Raw genomic sequence first — 17349 nt, 5'->3', positions numbered from 1 at the left:
CCCCATGCCGAACTCAGAAGTGAAACGCCGTAGCGCCGATGGTAGTGTGGGGTCTCCCCATGCGAGAGTAGGGAACTGCCAGGCATCAAACAAAGCAGAAGGCCTCGTCAAAAGACGGGGCCTTTTGTCATTCTGGATCCAGCTAAACCCGACGATAAAAAAGGCCACCCATTGGGTAGCCTTAACAGGAAGCATGCGGCAATCAGTGAATAACCTGCGATAAAAACGCCCGCGTACGCTCTGATTTTGGCTGTGCAAAGAACTCATCGGGCGCTGCCTGCTCTACGATCTCACCGCGATCCATAAAGATCACCCGGTCCGCCACGGTGCGGGCAAAGCCCATCTCATGGGTCACGCACAGCATCGTCATACCCGACTGCGCAAGCCCAATCATGGTATCAAGCACCTCCTTCACCATCTCCGGATCCAGCGCCGAGGTGGGCTCATCGAAAAGCATAATTTTCGGCTTCATACAGAGTGAGCGCGCAATCGCGACGCGCTGCTGCTGGCCGCCCGAAATCTGCCCCGGGAACTTATGCGCATGCTCTGCAATACGTACCCGCTCCAGATAGTGCATTGCCAGCGCTTCCGCCTCTTTCTTCGGCATCTTGCGCACCCATATGGGTGCCAGCGTACAGTTCTGCAGAACCGTCAGATGGGGAAACAGATTGAAGTGCTGGAAAACCATCCCCACTTCCTGGCGGATCTTCTCGATATTGCGAATATCCTCATTCAGCTCAATACCGTCGACTACAATACGCCCCTGCTGATGCTCTTCCAGGTGATTGATACAGCGAATGGTGGTCGACTTTCCTGACCCCGACGGGCCACAAAGTACAATCCTTTCCCCTTGCTTCACATGCAAATTAATATCTTTCAACACATGGAATTGCCCGTACCACTTATTCACATTTTCGAGCGTGATCATCGCGTCGCCAGATTGCATTGTTGTATTACTCATCATCATCCTCAGTGCGGTGTACGCCCGGTGTTAAAGCGCTTCTCCAGATGCTGGCTGTAGCGCGACATGCTGAAACAGAAAATCCAATAAACTAACGCAGCAAACACATACCCTTCCGTCGACATCCCAAGCCAGGCGGGATCGACCGTCGCTTGCTGCACGCTGCTAAAGAGATCAAACAGGCCGATGATGATCACCAGGCTAGTATCTTTAAACAGCGCAATAATGGTGTTCACCAGCCCCGGGATCACCAGTTTTAACGCCTGCGGCAGGATCACCAGCCCCTGCGTTTTCCAGTAGCCCAGCGCCAGCGACTCGGCCGCTTCGTACTGCCCTTTCGGCAGGGCCTGTAAACCGCCGCGAACCACTTCCGCCACATAAGCAGACTGGAACAGGATCACTCCGACCAGCGCACGGATCAGCTTATCGATGGTGGTGCCTTCAGCCATAAACAGCGGCAGCATCACCGACGACATAAACAGCACGGTAATCAGCGGTACGCCGCGCCAGAACTCAATAAACATCACCGACAATATCCGCACTACCGGCATCGTCGAGCGTCGGCCCAGCGCCAGCAAAATTCCCAGCGGCAGGGCGCCGGCAATGCCGACCGAGGCGATAATTAGCGTCAGCGTCAGTCCACCCCACTGGCGGGTCTCAACGCGCTCCAGGCCAAGAAAGCCGCCAAACATCAGCCACCACACAACCAGCGGGTAGAGCACCGCCCAGCAGGCAATGTAGCGTCCGCGTCGCGGCATCCCTTTCCAGAACATCGGCAGGATAGAGAGCAGGCCAACAATCAGCGCCAGGTTGATTCGCCAGCGCTGATCGTGTGGGTAGAGCCCATACATAAACTGGCCGAAGCGTTGATGGATAAATACCCAGCAGGCGCCCGCTTTGGTGCAGTCCGCGCGAGTCGAGCCGACCCAGTTCGCCTGAAACAGCGCCCACTGCAGCAGCGGCGGAATAAGCTCCCACATCATCCACAGACAAAAGAGCGTCAGCAGCGAGTTTGACCAGCTTGAAAAGAGATTTTTACGCACCCACAGCAGCATGCCGTTATTTCCCGATGGCAGCGGGCGCGTGGAGGGCGACACAATAGCTTTTGTCATCATTGATCCTCAGCGCTCAATCAGGGCAATACGGCGGTTATAGATATTCATCAGCAGCGAAATGGAGAGGCTGATGAGCAGATAGACCGACATGGTAATGGCAATGGTTTCAATCGCCTGGCCGGTCTGGTTCAGCACCGTACCGGCAAACAGCGACACCATATCGGGGTAGCCAATTGCCGCCGCCAGCGATGAGTTCTTTGCAATATTGAGATATTGGCTGGTCAACGGTGGAATGATTACCCGCAGCGCCTGGGGAATAATCACCTGTCGCAACGTGACCGGATGAGGCAGTCCAAGTGAGCGCGCTGCTTCATGCTGCCCGTACGGCACCGACTGAATGCCGGCGCGAATAATCTCAGCAATAAACGCCGAGGTATAAACCGAGAGCGCGATAGTTAGCGCCGCCAGCTCCGGGATCAGCACCATGCCGCCGCGGAAGTTAAAACCGCGCAGTTGCGGAACTTCCCAATGCAGCGCCGCCCCGAACAGCGCATGCGCCATCAGCGGTAGCACAATGATCAGCCCCAGCGCAGTCGGCCAGGTTCGCCGCAACTGGCCGGTTTTAATCTGGTGTTTTTTATTGAAGCGGAACAGACCAACGATGAGTACCGCCGCCAGCACCAGCGCGCCGACAAAGGCAAACATTCCTTCACCCATTTGTGGCGAGGGGATATAGAGGCCACGGTTGCTGAGAAAGACCAGCTCCATGGCATTTACCGCCTGGCGCGGACCGGGAAGGTTGCGCAGCACCGCAAAGTACCAGAAGAAGATCTGCAACAGCGGGGGAATATTGCGGAACGTCTCGATATAGATTGTCGACAGCTTTCGCAGCAGCCAGTTTTCAGACAGCCTTGCAAGACCAAGGAAAAAGCCCAGCAGTGAGGCAAAGACAATACAGAGCGCCGAGACCAGCAGCGTATTGAGTAAACCGACCAGGAAGACCCGTCCGTAGGTGTCACCCTGCTCATAATCAATCAGATGCTGAACAATGCCAAAACCGGCCGCGCGGTCGAGGAAGGCGAAGCCGGAGGTAATACCCCGGTTGTTGAGGTTAGTCACCGCGTTATGGAGCAAATAAAGGGCAACAACAACCACGGCGATAATCGCCAGGATTTGAAACAGCCAGGCGCGAACCGCAGGGTTTGAAAGGGAGAGCGCGCCTTTCACGGTTGGGCGGCGATGGGGCATAGAGAAAACCTCAGTAACCATAATTCTGGACTGGGCGTCACCGCAGAGTGACGCCCGTTACGGCAGTAGCGGATTAACGCACCGGCGGAGCGTACTGAATCCCGCCGTTGTTCCAGAGGTTGTTCTGGCCACGTTTAATTTTCAGCGGGCTTTCAGAACCGACGTTACGTTCGAAGACTTCGGAGTAGTTACCGACCTTCTTAATAATGTTGTAAGCCCACTTGTTATCGAGTTTAAGATCTTTGCCGAAGTCGCCCTCTTTGCCGAGCAGGTGCGCCATATCTGGTGTTGCGGGGTTAGCCACTTTCTCATCGACGTTCTTCGAGGTAATGCCCATCTCTTCGGCATTGAGCATGGCGAAGAGCGTCCAGCGCACGATGGCGAACCAGTCATCATCACCGCGGCGAACCACCGGGCCGAGCGGCTCTTTGGAGATCACTTCCGGCAAGACGATCCACTCTGCCGGGTTGCTCAGCTTAATCCGCAGCGCATAGAGTTGAGACTGATCGGAAGCCAGCGTATCGCAGCGGCCGGATTCCAGCGCCTTCGCCGACTCGTCAGAGCGGTCAAACGTCACCGGGGTGTAGCTCATTTTGTTGGATTTAAAGTAATCTGCCACGTTCAGCTCGGTATCCGTCCCGGCCTGAATACAAACGGTTGCGCCATCAAGCTCTTTAGCGCTCTTCAGGCCCGCCTTGTTATGGGTCAGGAAGCCGATGCCGTCATAGTAGGTCACGCCGGTAAAGGAGAGCCCCATACCGCCATCACGCGAAGAGGTCCAGGTGGTATTGCGCGAGAGCATATCCACTTCGCCGGATTGCAGCGCTGTAAAGCGCTCTTTCGCCGTCAGCGGGGTATATTTCACTTTGCTGTCGTCGCCAAACAGGGCGGCAGCAACGCCACGGCAGATATCCACATCGATACCGGTAAATTTCCCGTTTGCATCCGCATAAGAGAAACCGGGCAGACCATCACTGATCCCGCACTGAACAAACCCTTTCTTTTTGACAGCATCAAGCGTTGTACCTGCGTGCGCCTGGCTGGCGACAGCAAACAGCACGCCGGCAGCGGCCAGGCTGGCGATCATCATCTTTTTCATAATGCATCCTGTGTGGCGAAAATTATCGTTATATGGGGCGTCCGGGTAACGCCTGAACCTGTCTGTGGCGAAGGCCGCAGTGGATATAGCAAAGGTGATGCCAGGTTGGTGTATGCAGGGTATTTAAGGAATCAAACAGGTTTCAGGATGAGTGTAGACAGGAATGTAGAGAAGCAATGCCCCAGGCTGGTGCAAAAATAGAACGCACTCCACAAAATGGAGCAAAACAGCGTCGTTAATTCGCTATTTCTGCCAGACAAGTTTCGCAGGTGAATATAAGCATTAAATACGATGGGGTTGATTTGTGAATGTAATCACGTAAGAGAAATAACAGCGTCGGAATAGCATTATGAAATATAAAAAAGTGATGCTTGTAACTGGAATTGATGCACGTTTTCGATAGCAAAAGTGGCGAAATGAAAATTTACTGCACCGTTATAAAGCAAAAGCGCGGAAAACCGCGCTTAAGAGAACTATTTAGTGAGGGCCACAATACCGAGCGTTAAGCCAGCCAGGGCGGCCGCACCGCCGGCAATCGCGCCTGCTGTTTCCCAGTTATCCTGCGTGGTGCCTTTCACACAGGTGTTGGTATGCACCAGGCGGCCCTGATCGTCATAGACCGGTACGCAAGGTGAGTCGTGTGCACAGCCCGCGAGGAAGGTTGCCAGCAGGGCGACGGAGATCATTTTTTTCATTGTAATTACCTCTATGTAACCGCGACTCTTGATATCAACAGTCGCAATGTCTGGTCAGTATCTATTGCTTGATTTTATCATTCAGCAAAACAGATTCATCGGGGCAATAATGTCCAGATATGTACTTTGTAAACTTGATGAAGTTAAAAAAGGTATTTAAGCGAAATCGTGCAGAAATTATGGAGGCGAGATAAATAAAAGTGAGATTCAGAAAAAAGGAAGACAAAAGCGCGCGTTAAAAAGCGTAAACAGCGCTTAAGGGCATGAGAATAATCTAATTTGTCACTGACGTAAAATAAAAGCGTCCGTAGACGCTTTTATTAAATCCTTAAAAATTCAGTTTACCGTTTCAGTGGGGGTGAGGTTTTTCTCCTGAGCAGTAATCGTTTCTGCACTCACTGGTTTCCCCAGGAGATACCCTTGCAGGGTATTGCAGCCCAGCTCGGTGAGAAATGCCTGCTGTTCTTCCGTCTCGACGCCCTCTGCCACCACTTTGAGGTTCAGCGTTCTGGCTAACGCGACGATCGCGGAAACAATCGTGGCATCTTCACCCTCCTGGCCCAGTTCGCGGACAAACGCGCGATCGATCTTCAGCTCGCACGCCGGCAGACGCTTAAGGTAAAGCAGGCTCGAATAACCGGTCCCGAAATCATCAATTGACGCTTTCACGCCCGCATCGCTCAGCTCGGTCAGCACCCGCACGCTCTCATCGGGGTTACTCATCGCGGTCGTTTCAGTTACTTCCAGAATTAGCTGCTCAGGCGGAACATTATGTCTGCTTAGTGTGCCCAGAATGGTTTCTACCAGCGCGCTATGCTCAAACTGTAACGTCGAAAGGTTAACGGCGATTGTCCAGTCCATGTGCCCCTGCTGGCGCCATTCGCTGAGCTGGCGGCAAGCCTCATCGATTACCCAGTCACCGAGCGGGACAATCAGGCCGGTTTTCTCCGCCAGCGGCAAAAAGAGGTCCGGACTCAGCACACCCTGCTGGGGATGATGCCAGCGCAACAGCGCTTCAAACCCGACAACCGGCCCGGAAGGCGCCTGGAATTTAGGTTGGTAAACGAGGCGGAACTCTTTACGCTCCAGCGCCATCCACAAATCATTCAGCAGCTGTAACTGGGTTTGCGCCAGCCGGTTCATCGAGGGCTGGAAAAAGTGATAGCCGTTACGACCCATATGCTTGGTGTGATACATCGCCGCATCGGCGTTGAACATCAATTCGCGCTCATTTTTGCCATCGTCAGGGTAGAGCGCGATACCGATACTGAGGGTCACCATCACATCATAGGGATCAATAGTAAAAGGGCGATCGACAGCGCGGATAAGCGAACTGGCGATCGTGGCGGCATCGTCCGGCGCGGCAATCTCAGCCAGCAGCACGAATTCGTCGCCACCAATGCGCGCCAGCGTATATTGCCCCTGCAGTTGCTGCGTGAGCCGCTCGGTCACCGCCACCAGTAACTTATCGCCGACATCATGTCCCCACGCGTCGTTGACCGTTTTAAAGCCGTCGAGATCCATAAACATCAAGGCAAACGCGCTCTCTTCACGGCGCGCTTTATTGATCGCCTGCTCGATGCGATCTTCCAGCAGGACGCGGTTTGGCAGACGCGTTAAGGTGTCGTGCAGTGCCAGCCTCGCCAGCTCGCGGTTTGCCGCCGCAAGCGACGTGGCCAGCAGCGACGTCCGCGCCTGTAAACGTGCGTCGAACATCGAAACCAGTAAGGTAATGCCGAGCACGGAAAAGGCCATCATGCTGACCAGCACGGCCAGCCAGTTGTTATTGAAGCCGTGATGCACCATTGCAATGTGATGGTGCTGGAAGGGGATCTGCGCTGCCATCATTCCGGTGTAGTGCATGCCGGTAATAGCCAGCCCCATTAAGATGGCTGCGCCAAAGCGCATAAGCGCAACCTGTGCCGCTTCGTGGCGCAGGCGGAAGGTGAGCCATAACGCAGCGAAAGAGGCCGCCAGGGCAATTACTATCGAGAGGGCGATCCAACCTTTATGCCAGATAATCGGCGGCGAAACCTGTAGCGCCGCCATACCGGTGTAATGCATCGCGGCAATGCCAAGCCCCATTACGACAGAGCCAGGAATAAGCCGACGCAGGTGCAGCTTCGGCGCGCTAACCAGCCACAGCGCAAACAGCGAGGAGCCAATGGCGATCGCCATCGATAAACCGGTGAGAACCGGCTCGTAGCGCATGTTCATCGACATATTCATCGCCAGCATGCCGATAAAGTGCATCGCCCAGATGCCGATGCCCATCGCCACGCCGCCGCCGCTCAGCCATACCCAGGATGAAGCACCGCTGCTGGTGGAGACGCGTCCGGCCATATTCAGGGCGGTATAAGAGGCCAAAATGGCTACAACAAACGAAACAACAACAAGGATATAGTCGTATTGGCTAACCAGCATGATGTCATCAACTCATTCACTAAGGGCGTTACGTATTGCTACGGTCGTAGAGGCGAAAAGGGCTGAGACATTATCACTGTCTGGGAAGGACTCAAATCGATTTAAATCCCTGCGTTAATCAGGGCGATCGCTGCATTTTTACCAAATATCGCAGCAAGCAACCACTTAGAGAGAATCGCAGTTAACCAGTTTGAGTGGATTGACGGAATTCATATTGCGGCATTTATTAATGTCAGTGATCAGATACTCGATCCACTGCATGATTAAGCCATCCAGCGCAAAGATCGAGAGAGCGAAAACCAGCAGCCACCCATATTTGCGAATCATTCCGTCTCTCCCTTTCTTGCAACCATTTGCGGAAAATATACACGATTTTGCGCTGAGGTAATGCCGATGAAAGCGCTCTTTTTAGCGTCATTTCAGGCAATAAAAAAGGCGCTTACCCATGCCGGTCAGCGCCTTTTTATCAATACCACTCACTGACGAATCAGTTCATGCCGTATTTTCAAAACCTACGTTTTACATGGTTCGTACTGGTTTAGTAGTGCTTACCCATCTTTATGATATGAAAGTAAAAATTATCTTTTTCTGCTCGCCTTTGTTCATTGTTGTTCATGGGGTAACATTGAGATGTGTAGTCAGTGGTGTAGTCAGTCCTGCGAATGAACTGAGGTTTTTATGGCTGGTGGTACGAACAAATTAAGCGATACATCGCTGCGTAAGATGGTCGGAAGGGAGAGTCCCGGCGACAACTTTTACGCTGATGGAGACGGCCTGAGCGTGAAAGTGTCGAAGGTTGGCATCATGACCTGGTATTACACGTACCGTATCGGCGGACGAACTACAGCGCCGCAGCGTATGAAGCTGGGTAATTACCCAGATCTGTCTCTAAAAGCAGCACGTGAAAAGCGGGAGCAGTGCCGCACATGGCTGGCCGAAGGTAAAAATCCGAAGCACCATCTCAACATCACCACTCAGGAAGCTTTAAAGCCGGTCACGGTAAAAGAAGCACTTGATTACTGGATCCGTGAGTATGCTTCCCGGCGGCGTGCGAACGTTAGTAAGCACGTTGAGCAACTCAATAAGCACATCTTTCCTTATATAGGCGATTACCCGCTTTCCATGTGCGAAACCCGGCACTGGCTGGAATGTTTTTCCCGCGTCAGCAAAGATGCACCGGTTGCCGCCGGCTACCTCTTGCAGATGTGCAAACAGGCGTTGAAATTCTGCCGTGTTCACCGCTACGCATCGAGCAATGCGCTAAGCGATCTGACCATTGATGATGTGGGTAAAAAGCAGGAGAAGCGCGACAGGGAGCATACCCGGCAGGAGCTTGCCGATATCTGGCGCGAGAGTACCGGCCTGAAATTCAAACCTTACTATGCCTCGCTGCTGCGCCTGCTGGTAGTGTTCGGCTGCCGCACCCAGGAACTTAGGTTATCAGCAATTAAGGAGTGGGATCTGCATGACTGGATCTGGACGGTTCCTAAAGAGCACAGCAAGGGCGGCGAGAAAATATTGCGACCGATACCAGGCGCCATGAGGCCATATATCACTTCTCTGATAGAGCAAAACCGGGATAGCGGCCTGCTGCTGGGCGAAATGAAGAAACCGGAAGCTGTCAGCCAGTGGGGGCGGGGTATCTATAAACGTCTTGGCCACGCCGAACCTTGGACGCTTCACGACCTGCGCCGGACTTTTGCCACCACGCTTAACAATATGGGGATTGCTCCACATGTAGTTGAGCAGCTGCTGGGGCATACGCTTGGCGGTGTCATGGCCGTATACAACCGTAGCCAGTATTTGCCGGAGAAGCTGGATGCGCTTAATAAATGGATGGAACGATTACACATTCTGTCTGACGAAAATTCGAATGTTGCTATTTTGAAGGTAAAAAAATGACCAAGAGAATAAAAAGCAAAAGAGATTTGCCGAAGGAATTCGACCTGAAAAAATATGAAGGTATTGAAAATTTATCTGATAAAGACCTTTTCAGGCAGATTTATTGGCGTATGGAATGGAAGGAAAAAACTTGGGGTGACGATCTCGCTACATATTTCTTAGAGCATGGTTGCCAGTTACCATTGTCTGATCATGATCCTTTTGGGGAAATTAAAAATGAATTGCCTTATGAATATTACGACCAGTTCAAGGGTGGTATGGATTTTGTCGATAGGTATCATAGCCATTTAAAGGAAAAGAAGAGACTATCAACAGGATATGGTATTGGTCTGCTAACACGCTTTGAGGTTATGCATATATCTCAGGCTTTAGACCAGAATGGAGATAGGAAAGGGAAACCATTCAGTATATCTGATGAAGAGGTTAATGAGTTATTAAAAGATGATATTGCAAACCATGGCAAGTTATCGTCTTATATCTCTGACCCTGTAAGCTTAATAATGGGTGGCGAACTTTATGTTTCAATTAATCTTGATGTGCCAGATGAAATTTTAATTTCCGATATGAAAAATCTATTACCTAAGTGGAGAAGTGAGTTAGGAATAGACGCAGAAGAAATACAGCTTAATAACTCTTGGTCCGTTATTAGAAAGAAAATTATTGAATATAACGTGCTGCCTTATATTGATTTGCATTTGTGGTCCAGCATAAAGGGAACTTCCATTCCCGGCGGTGTTCTTGCGGTATCTCTTTTCCCTGACGGAGACAAAGAGCAATTTGCTATTGCCCAGACCATCAGACCTTTTATAGACAGATTGATGAACTATGAATCCTTAGAGAAACTCAAAAGGGAAATCTCTAAAGAATAAAGCGCCTCGATCATTCCAACGTAGATTTGGAGATGTTTTTAAGCGGGTGTTTGTGCGATTTATTTAATTAAAGATGCTCTCGAACCTTAACGAACGAGAGTATTTTTTTATGAACCAATTTAAACAATCCCAACCCCCAGCCGAACGAGTGATCCGCGAGGCGGAGTGCCGCCAGTTAACCGGCATCTGCCGCACTACCCGCTACATGATGGAAAAAGAGGGAAAGTTTCCGGCCCGGCGTAAATTGGGTGGCCGTGCTGTTGGCTGGCTATTGTCCGAGGTTTCTGCCTGGCAGCAAAGTCGCAGCAAAGCAGCATAAGGGGTGGGCTATGTCAGATAAAACAAAGGCGGCCCCGCATGGCCGCCAATGCACTACAACGAAACAGGATCAGCATACCAGGCGTTGCGCTGGTGGTCAAAGCCTGACCGTTCATGCAAATACAGGAGCGCTTAACTTCCCCCAATGGAGTGAGTTATTGGGCATTGAAATTTCAGCCGATCCTAACGTCCTTTATTGGAGGGAGTTAGCCGGCGCCGAAATCTCAGAGATTATTGACTTACACCGCTGGTGGAAGTTACCGAGTAAACGTGTTGCAATTTTGCAACTCGCGGCTTGCATACGGCAGGGATATGCACCAGAGCCGCATACGCATCATGAGATTTCACCAATACTGGGGAGTTTGATTCTTAACCAAGAGCGGAATTCCGCCTGCCGGTACTTGGTATTTGGGTATCACTCCTTATCCGCTTTTTTGACCTTTTTACGCTGCTCTGCTTTTAGCTTGCGCCCGCAGGCATCCAGCACCCATGCGGAAAAATTAGCTCCAGAGTTTTCTACTTTCTCTCTTTCTACGCTGGCATCGATTTCCTCAATGAGTTCGTGGGGAAATCGGATGTGTTTTTTAGCCGACTTATTATTGGTATTACCCGTTGCCATAAGTGTCATCCTTAAATTAGGTGTGAACACACCATACACTAAAGAAATGGCAATTAAAACTATTGACATGGGTGCACACCAAAACGTATGGTGGGTGCACACCTTGTTTTGGTTAAGGTGTCTAAATAGCGAAGCCCGGCAGTGCGCTAACACTAACCGGGCCTCTTACCACATACCGTTATTCGAGGTAACAGTTATGGCTGACAATCAGTCTACCCAAACTCGCCCAAAATTTACATGGCGTTTTCTCGCGCTCAACCGCCACGACAAAAAATCCAGACCCTGCCGCCTGTCTGTCGAGGCTGCAAACGAACGTGAAGCCCGCAGCATTCTTTCCCCGCACTTTATCCTTTCACTGGCCGCACGTTTGCCAGCACCGGAGGTGCGCCATGGCTAAGCAGACCATAGAGAGCAATGTTCACTTCACTGAGTTATTGGCACGCTCCAGCCAGGTAGATGCGCTAATGGTGGCGCTTGAGATTGCCTGTAATGAAATGGAGTCGGGTGATATCGAAACAGCTATTGGTGGGATTCGCTCAATCGCTGCTGATATTTTCACGGCCATTCATGCCATGAAAGACGTGGAGGTGCGCAGTGCGTGATATCTACCACCAGCTGGTTAAGCATGCTCCTGATTTCAAAGGCCACAGTGATGAGGATTTATCGGAGTCCAGTGACGTTTATGGCGCAGGAGTCTTTGCCATAACCAGCGTTTTAACACTGATCGGCAATCTGACTCTCGATGCTGTGCAATCAGAGGACTATTCAGACGAAGACGCCCGGAGAGATTTAGTGCTGGTCGGTGATGCGCTGCGCCATCTTCCACGATTAGCCCAGGCGCTGGAGCAAAACAGCACGACGGTGAGTTATGTGCTCAGTAAGCGTCGCGGGGAGGCTCAGTCATGATCAGTAATGTCAAATTTAACGAGCTTGAAAAGCGCGTTGATCTGCTGGTGAACCGGGTGCTGGAACTTGAGCAGCATGTTCGCTCATTAACTGACAGCCAGGGCGGTGAGATCCCGCCGGGAATGACGCCTGTTGTCACGCTGGCGGCCGAGTTTGGAATATCGACCAAAAAAGCCGAGGAGCTGGCTAAAAACACTGGCGTGATGCTGGTCAAAATGAAAGCTGGTGGCTTCATTGCCCCTGATGAGAAATTCAGGGAGGCGGCGCGGCTGGTGCTTCGCAGTGCCAAACGTAAATACGGCTCAGCCTACTGGTTCCATCCTTTGCTTGGTAAGTTCCAGATGAGCGGAGGTATACCGCAATGACTGTTCAACTCGCAGCAATAGAAACAGTATCTGATGCCCTGTTTACCTGCTCCTATCTGTGGGCGCATGGACGAAACTATAGCCGCACGGATGCGGATAAAGCCATCCACCAGCATAAAGATCCGACAACCCGCTATGGCAAGCTGGCGGTGCGGTTAAAACAGATAGTTGAAATGCCGTATGAGGATCTGTGCGATGCCGGTTTTCTCGATACTGATCGAAAGCAGATGATTATCGCTCGCCGTTCTGTGCTTGCAGATGAGATCGGCGAGGACGAGATGAATGCCTGGCTGGCAGATATGCAGCGTATACAGCGCGCTTTTCCTGAGGCCACTACAAGTGAGCGACGTACTAAATTGCCTCTTACCCGTGGCTCTGAAGGATACAACGTCCGGCAGGACTATGTGATAAAGCATATGCTCCCGGCGCAGTCTCTGTGCAGCATATACGGCCCCAGCGGTTCATATAAGAGTTTCCTCGCTGTGTCCTGGGCTTGTCACATCGCTGCCGGCGCCGCCTGGTCCGGCCGGAAGGTAGAGCAGGGAGCCGTACTTTATGTGGTTGGTGAAGGTGGGGTGGGTGTACCGCGACGGATCAGGGCCTGGGAACAGGCGCACGGCCAGCAGGTGGATAACCTCTGGCTGGTGAATCGCCCGGTGTTCCCGGTACGTGAATCTGAGGTATCAGAGGTGGTTGTTGCCGCCAGGCAGATTACAGAGGATTGTGGTATGCCTGTTCGCCTGGTGGTGATCGACACGCTTGCCCGCTGTTTCGGTGGCAATGATGAAAACGATGCCCGCGATATGGGGGCGTTTATTGAGGGCTGCGACGTTATCAAACAGAGAACCGGAGCTACCGTACTGGTGGTTCATCACTCGGGCAAGGATGAGGCCAAAGGCGCGCGCGGTTCCAGTTCTTTCCGGGCAGCACTGGATGCTGAATTTAACGTGAAACGGGAGGGGGAAGGGCAGGCGCTGATCCTGTCATGTACCAAGATGAAGGATGCAGAAGAGCCGGAACGCCGTGCATATGATCTGCGCGCTGCTGAGTTGTACACCGATGAAGATGGAGAGATGGTTTGCTCGCTGGTGGTTCGGGATGTGGCCAGAGACGCCAGAGAAATTGATCCAGAACTGGTGGGGGTGGAAAAGCTCAGTGATAACCACATGGCACTGTGGCAGGCTATACGAAGCCGTATTGCCCGCAATGAGCACTGCAACCGGTCAGTCATCCGTGATGACCTCAAGGCGCTGGGAATTAATACCAAGCACTTCACTCGCTGGATGCAGAAGCTTATTGATGAGGGACTGGTAGTGCAGGATGGTGATTTGTTGTCAGTGCAGTCACTAAGGGAAGTGGGTAACTAAGTGGGGGGCTGGTGGGGAAGGTGGGGAGTTACCCTTATATTTCCCCACTTAGCACCCATATACATGGACGAAGTGGGGAAAAGTCGTGTAACCCACGTCATTACTGGTCTGCGCTCGTATTTATCAAAATACAATGGGTAGCAGGTGGGGAGTTCGTAAAGTGGGGAGGAAGTGGGTGTTATGAAAAAAAAAGATGTACAGGAAAGTAAAAGATTTTTTGATGGCTTCATGGATGCTTATCATCATGTGGCAGAAAAAAGTTCAGGAACCCTTGCTCTGGCCGTTATTCAGTGTGTGGTTACGGCTGCCAGTGTGTTAAAAGCTGGAAGCCTTGACGGTATAGAGAGTGTAATATTATGGGGGGTTGCGGTAATTTCATCTATAGGTTTTTTTGTAGGGGCATGCATAATTGCAGCTCTTATATTGGAGCAGACTTTAAGTAGTCGCATTGGGAAATTAACTTTGCTAGTATTGTTTCTTCCTGTATACACGGGTGTTCTACTCACAGCACTGCTAACCGTCAAATCACTTTGAAAGTAAAATATATGGGTGCTATGCTAACTTCTGAGTACCAGTCGGCCCTGGCTAAAGGAGCCTTGTTATGGATGGAATATCATAATTCTATTCTTAGCACCCTTTTAGACGAAACATTAGTAACAAACAAAAAGCAAGTTTTTACCTTGGTTGAACACCTATTCGAGTATAGGGATAAAATTCCTTATTCTACAACATGGATGAACAAAAGTTGACGTTGTATGGCCTGGTGGAATACCAGGCCATCTATTCAAAGTAAAGTTAACAATGCTGACGCACCAGCGCCAACGAGACTTGCAACAGTACTATTGTTTAATAATTCTTTAAGGATTGATTTAGCTTGAGGATCCTGCGATTGTGCTACCTTTTCAACAAGTTCAGTAATGCTAATATTAACTATCAGATGGTTCCGCTCTCCTATTTGGACTTGTGAACCTGAAACACTTCCAATGTTGAATGTATTTTGGCTATATGACTTAGATTTATGCTCATTAGTAGCTAAATTTTCTACTTTTAAGGTGAGCATATGAGGGTGGTTAGTGCCAGCCTTAAGCGTACCATCCGGTAAGAATGACATATCTAGGACTTTCAAAGATATTTCTCCTTTTCCTAGCTTTTGAGTAATCTCATCGCCAATGCTAATATCTGGTTCTTCGGTATACGGAATGAGCACTTTCTTTTGGGATGTGTCTCGACGACCTTTGTACTCAATACCTGCGATTGTGAATTTTTCAGGGTATGCCATGGCATCAAAATTCATCATTTAACTCCTTTAGATTGCTATATGATTTTCAATATATTAAATACATCTGTCATTAAAAATGGATGTCAATGTTTGATGTGTTTCATTGTCTATTAGCCTTTTAGATAAAGCGGCATCTAACATTTTTTTTGAGAGTGAAATAAGCTCCTTTTCACCAGAGGTTGCAATGATATTAAAAAAATCTATTAAATTTTTATTGTTAATGTTGTTGTTTGTGCCAAATTGAGCGTATTTACTATTAACGGTATCAATGTTGAATATTGTTTGGGTAGTCAGTGGTTTTTTCAATTTCTCTACTTCTGCATGTTCTATGATTTTTTGAGACATGCTTTCTATATGTTCGCTAACGTCCTTTTTTTCAGGGAATTTAAATCCATCACCTCTTAATAGCTGATCTGTTTCAGACATTTCGTGATAAATCCTTCGGACCATTACTAATAATAATGCCTTGGCTTCTTCAATGGATTCCTCTACTGGGAATTGGCATTCTATCGCTAATGCTGAGGTCTGCTCGAGTATATTTATTGAGTTGTTTTCGATATAAGGTTCTATAAATCCATTCCAAAAAACTTGAGCGGGAGAGCCTTTAAACGCCACGCCTTGATAGCAGATTTCCGAGCCATCATATGCCATTACTTTCATAGGCGGCCCTGCCTTGAGAAATCGCCACCTGTGAATGAGTTTTGTTAGTTTTTGATCAATATCTTGAACGGCTTTATATGTCCTTTTTAGCAAAGGAGAAGGAATCATACCTGGGACTGCAAGAATTTCTTTAGTCATTTGTATCGCCGCTGTTTGTACCATTGCTTTTTGTAAATTATTTGTTCGTTATACATCAAGCTCGTTCGGAGTAAAAATGCTTTATTTACATCGACAGTTTGATCCATATCTTAGTTTGTGGCACTCAGACGTGAGCCGCCACTTAGGCCATAAATCCGCCGCGCTTGGCACAGTGATTTTTGGCCTTCCCCTCTCCGCGCTGGTTTCACGTCTCAACGTTAATTGTTACGGAAACCACTCCATGAAGAAATTACTCGAATTACGCCAGCAGAAAGCCGCACTTAAAAGCCAGATGCGATCCATGCTGGAAAAAGCCGACAGCGAAAAGCGCAGCCTGAATGATGAAGAGGGTAAGCAGTTCGACGAATTCCGTGCCCGGGCTGATGCCCTTGAAGTAGACATTACCCGCCTTGAAGCCGTTGCAGATGATCAGCGTAATCTGCCTGGCACGTCTGTTGAAGGTAAAAGCGTGAGCAACAATGAACTGCGTCATTACATCATGACGGGTGATACCCGCTCTCTCAGTACGCTGGTTCCGGCTGATGGCGGTTATACCGTTATCCCCGAGTTGGACAAAGAGGTCATGCGCCAGCTGCAGGATGAAAGCGTTATGCGCTCCATCGCCACGGTGAAAACCACCAAAACCAACGAATACCAGAAGCTGGTTTCCGTGGGGGGCGCGGCGGTTAAACGTGGTAACGAAGGTGAAGAGCGCACCGAAACCGCCACGCCGAAACTTGAACGCGTTGATATCAAGCTGAACCCGATCTACGCCTACCCGAAAACCACTCAGGAGATCCTCGACTTCTCCGAAGTGGATATTCTGGGATGGCTGGCCTCGGAAGTGGCAGACACGTTCACCACTACCGAAGAAAGCGACTTTGTGAACGGCGATGGAGATAAAAAATCTAAAGGGTTCCTGTCCTATCCGCGTGCGGCCACCAGCGATAAAACCCGTCCGTTCGGCACGCTGGAGAAGATGGACGCTGCTACCGTTTCCTCTGATGGGCTGATCGACCTGCTTTATAAGCTGAAGGCCAAATATCGCAAAAATGCCGTATGGGTGATGAACTCCAATACTGCCGCCACGCTGCAAAAGCTGAAAAACGGCAACGGAGATTACATCTGGCGCGATCGTCTTGTCGCTGACTCCCCTGATACCCTTCTGGGCCGTCCTGTTCAGTATCTGGAAACCATGCCGGATGCGTTGCCCGGAAATGTATTCCTTGCCGTGGGCGACTTCAAACGCGGTTACTTCATTGTGGATCACACCACTGGTGTGCGTACCCGTCCCGATAACATTACCGAACCCGGTTTCTACAAAGTGCATACCGATAAATACCTGGGCGGTGGCGTGGTGGATTCCAGTGCCATTAAGGTGCTCGAGCTTTCCGGCTCCGGTTCCTGATGTCACGTTGAAGGGGCTCCGGCCCCTTTTTGCCCT

General features: G+C 50.3%; 20 protein-coding genes and 1 rRNA gene. 11 read left to right on the top strand and 10 right to left on the bottom strand.

Annotation, left to right across the window (positions count from 1 at the left end):
• Positions 1-84, top strand: a 5S ribosomal RNA gene (gene rrf / locus SOM48_RS22760); the annotation flags it as partial.
• A 118-nt stretch (positions 85-202) separates the two neighbouring features.
• Here rrf and SOM48_RS12295 read toward each other — a convergent pair.
• The 7 genes from SOM48_RS12295 to SOM48_RS12265 form a co-directional block, all read right to left on the bottom strand.
• A complete protein-coding gene (locus SOM48_RS12295; protein WP_054803019.1) occupies positions 203-961 on the bottom strand; it encodes an amino acid ABC transporter ATP-binding protein in 759 nt (252 codons plus the stop codon).
• A gap of 8 nt (positions 962-969) precedes the next feature.
• The gene (locus tag SOM48_RS12290; protein ID WP_369811789.1) at positions 970-2016 is read right to left on the bottom strand and encodes an amino acid ABC transporter permease; all 1047 of its coding nucleotides are present in this window, start codon (positions 2014-2016) and stop codon (positions 970-972) included.
• A 66-nt stretch (positions 2017-2082) separates the two neighbouring features.
• Entirely contained in the window at positions 2083-3264 is a 1182-nt protein-coding gene (locus SOM48_RS12285; RefSeq protein ID WP_320512035.1) for an amino acid ABC transporter permease, read from the bottom strand.
• Between the two features lie 73 nt (positions 3265-3337).
• Entirely contained in the window at positions 3338-4363 is a 1026-nt protein-coding gene (locus SOM48_RS12280) for an amino acid ABC transporter substrate-binding protein (protein WP_023480752.1), read from the bottom strand.
• A gap of 473 nt (positions 4364-4836) precedes the next feature.
• Positions 4837-5058, bottom strand: coding sequence for a lipoprotein (locus SOM48_RS12275; protein ID WP_023480815.1), 222 nt, complete (start codon positions 5056-5058; stop codon positions 4837-4839).
• A 336-nt stretch (positions 5059-5394) separates the two neighbouring features.
• A complete protein-coding gene (locus SOM48_RS12270) occupies positions 5395-7482 on the bottom strand; it encodes a putative bifunctional diguanylate cyclase/phosphodiesterase (protein WP_320512034.1) in 2088 nt (695 codons plus the stop codon).
• A gap of 165 nt (positions 7483-7647) precedes the next feature.
• Positions 7648-7809: a DUF2556 family protein gene (locus SOM48_RS12265; protein WP_042713125.1), complete on the bottom strand. Its 162-nt coding sequence runs from the start codon at positions 7807-7809 to the stop codon at positions 7648-7650.
• A 351-nt stretch (positions 7810-8160) separates the two neighbouring features.
• On the opposite strand from SOM48_RS12265, the gene SOM48_RS12260 reads away from it, so the two are divergent.
• From SOM48_RS12260 to SOM48_RS12250, 3 genes are all read left to right on the top strand, one after another.
• A complete protein-coding gene (locus SOM48_RS12260; RefSeq protein WP_320512033.1) occupies positions 8161-9384 on the top strand; it encodes a tyrosine-type recombinase/integrase in 1224 nt (407 codons plus the stop codon).
• The gene (locus SOM48_RS12255; protein ID WP_320512032.1) at positions 9381-10253 is read left to right on the top strand and encodes a DUF6387 family protein; all 873 of its coding nucleotides are present in this window, start codon (positions 9381-9383) and stop codon (positions 10251-10253) included. Before SOM48_RS12260 ends, SOM48_RS12255 begins: the two co-directional genes overlap by 4 nt.
• A 109-nt stretch (positions 10254-10362) precedes the next feature.
• Positions 10363-10572 (top strand): helix-turn-helix transcriptional regulator, encoded by a 210-nt coding sequence (locus SOM48_RS12250; RefSeq protein ID WP_320512031.1) that lies wholly within the window; start codon positions 10363-10365, stop codon positions 10570-10572.
• A 414-nt stretch (positions 10573-10986) separates the two neighbouring features.
• Here the strand turns inward: SOM48_RS12250 and SOM48_RS12245 are convergent, their stop codons facing one another.
• A complete protein-coding gene (locus SOM48_RS12245; protein ID WP_320512030.1) occupies positions 10987-11190 on the bottom strand; it encodes a YlcI/YnfO family protein in 204 nt (67 codons plus the stop codon).
• Between SOM48_RS12245 and SOM48_RS12240 the strand changes: the two genes are divergently transcribed.
• The 6 genes from SOM48_RS12240 to SOM48_RS12215 all read left to right on the top strand — a co-directional run bounded on the left by SOM48_RS12240 (position 11126) and on the right by SOM48_RS12215 (position 14362).
• Positions 11126-11587, top strand: coding sequence for a host cell division inhibitor Icd-like protein (locus tag SOM48_RS12240; protein WP_320512029.1), 462 nt, complete (start codon positions 11126-11128; stop codon positions 11585-11587). The genes SOM48_RS12245 and SOM48_RS12240 overlap by 65 nt on opposite strands.
• Positions 11580-11792: a hypothetical protein gene (locus SOM48_RS12235; protein ID WP_320512028.1), complete on the top strand. Its 213-nt coding sequence runs from the start codon at positions 11580-11582 to the stop codon at positions 11790-11792. Before SOM48_RS12240 ends, SOM48_RS12235 begins: the two co-directional genes overlap by 8 nt.
• Positions 11785-12096 carry a hypothetical protein gene (locus SOM48_RS12230; RefSeq protein WP_320512027.1) on the top strand — a complete coding sequence of 104 codons (312 nt, stop codon included), beginning with the start codon at positions 11785-11787 and terminating at the stop codon, positions 12094-12096. The genes SOM48_RS12235 and SOM48_RS12230 overlap by 8 nt, the downstream gene beginning before the upstream one ends.
• Positions 12093-12461, top strand: coding sequence for a hypothetical protein (locus SOM48_RS12225; protein ID WP_216296058.1), 369 nt, complete (start codon positions 12093-12095; stop codon positions 12459-12461). Before SOM48_RS12230 ends, SOM48_RS12225 begins: the two co-directional genes overlap by 4 nt.
• On the top strand, positions 12458-13828 hold the full coding sequence (locus tag SOM48_RS12220; protein WP_320512026.1) for a helicase RepA family protein: 1371 nt from the start codon (positions 12458-12460) through the stop codon (positions 13826-13828). Before SOM48_RS12225 ends, SOM48_RS12220 begins: the two co-directional genes overlap by 4 nt.
• A 180-nt stretch (positions 13829-14008) precedes the next feature.
• Positions 14009-14362, top strand: coding sequence for a hypothetical protein (locus tag SOM48_RS12215; RefSeq protein ID WP_320512025.1), 354 nt, complete (start codon positions 14009-14011; stop codon positions 14360-14362).
• 250 nt (positions 14363-14612) lie between these two features.
• On the opposite strand, the gene SOM48_RS12210 is transcribed toward SOM48_RS12215, so the two are convergent.
• Both SOM48_RS12210 and SOM48_RS12205 read right to left on the bottom strand, forming a co-directional pair.
• Positions 14613-15122: a hypothetical protein gene (locus SOM48_RS12210; RefSeq protein WP_320512041.1), complete on the bottom strand. Its 510-nt coding sequence runs from the start codon at positions 15120-15122 to the stop codon at positions 14613-14615.
• Positions 15123-15161: 39 nt separating this feature from the next.
• Positions 15162-15905: a hypothetical protein gene (locus SOM48_RS12205; RefSeq protein ID WP_320512024.1), complete on the bottom strand. Its 744-nt coding sequence runs from the start codon at positions 15903-15905 to the stop codon at positions 15162-15164.
• Positions 15906-16146: 241 nt separating this feature from the next.
• Here SOM48_RS12205 and SOM48_RS12200 point away from each other — a divergent pair, with 241 nt between their 5' ends.
• Positions 16147-17313 carry a phage major capsid protein gene (locus tag SOM48_RS12200; protein WP_320512023.1) on the top strand — a complete coding sequence of 389 codons (1167 nt, stop codon included), beginning with the start codon at positions 16147-16149 and terminating at the stop codon, positions 17311-17313.
• The last annotated feature ends 36 nt before the right edge of the window (positions 17314-17349 follow it).

This window comes from Kosakonia sp. CFBP8986 (genome assembly GCF_034044935.1).
Classification (GTDB): domain Bacteria; phylum Pseudomonadota; class Gammaproteobacteria; order Enterobacterales; family Enterobacteriaceae; genus Kosakonia; species Kosakonia cowanii.
Note: the sequence above shows the minus strand (reverse complement) of the source record. Positions and strands in the feature narration are given on the sequence as shown.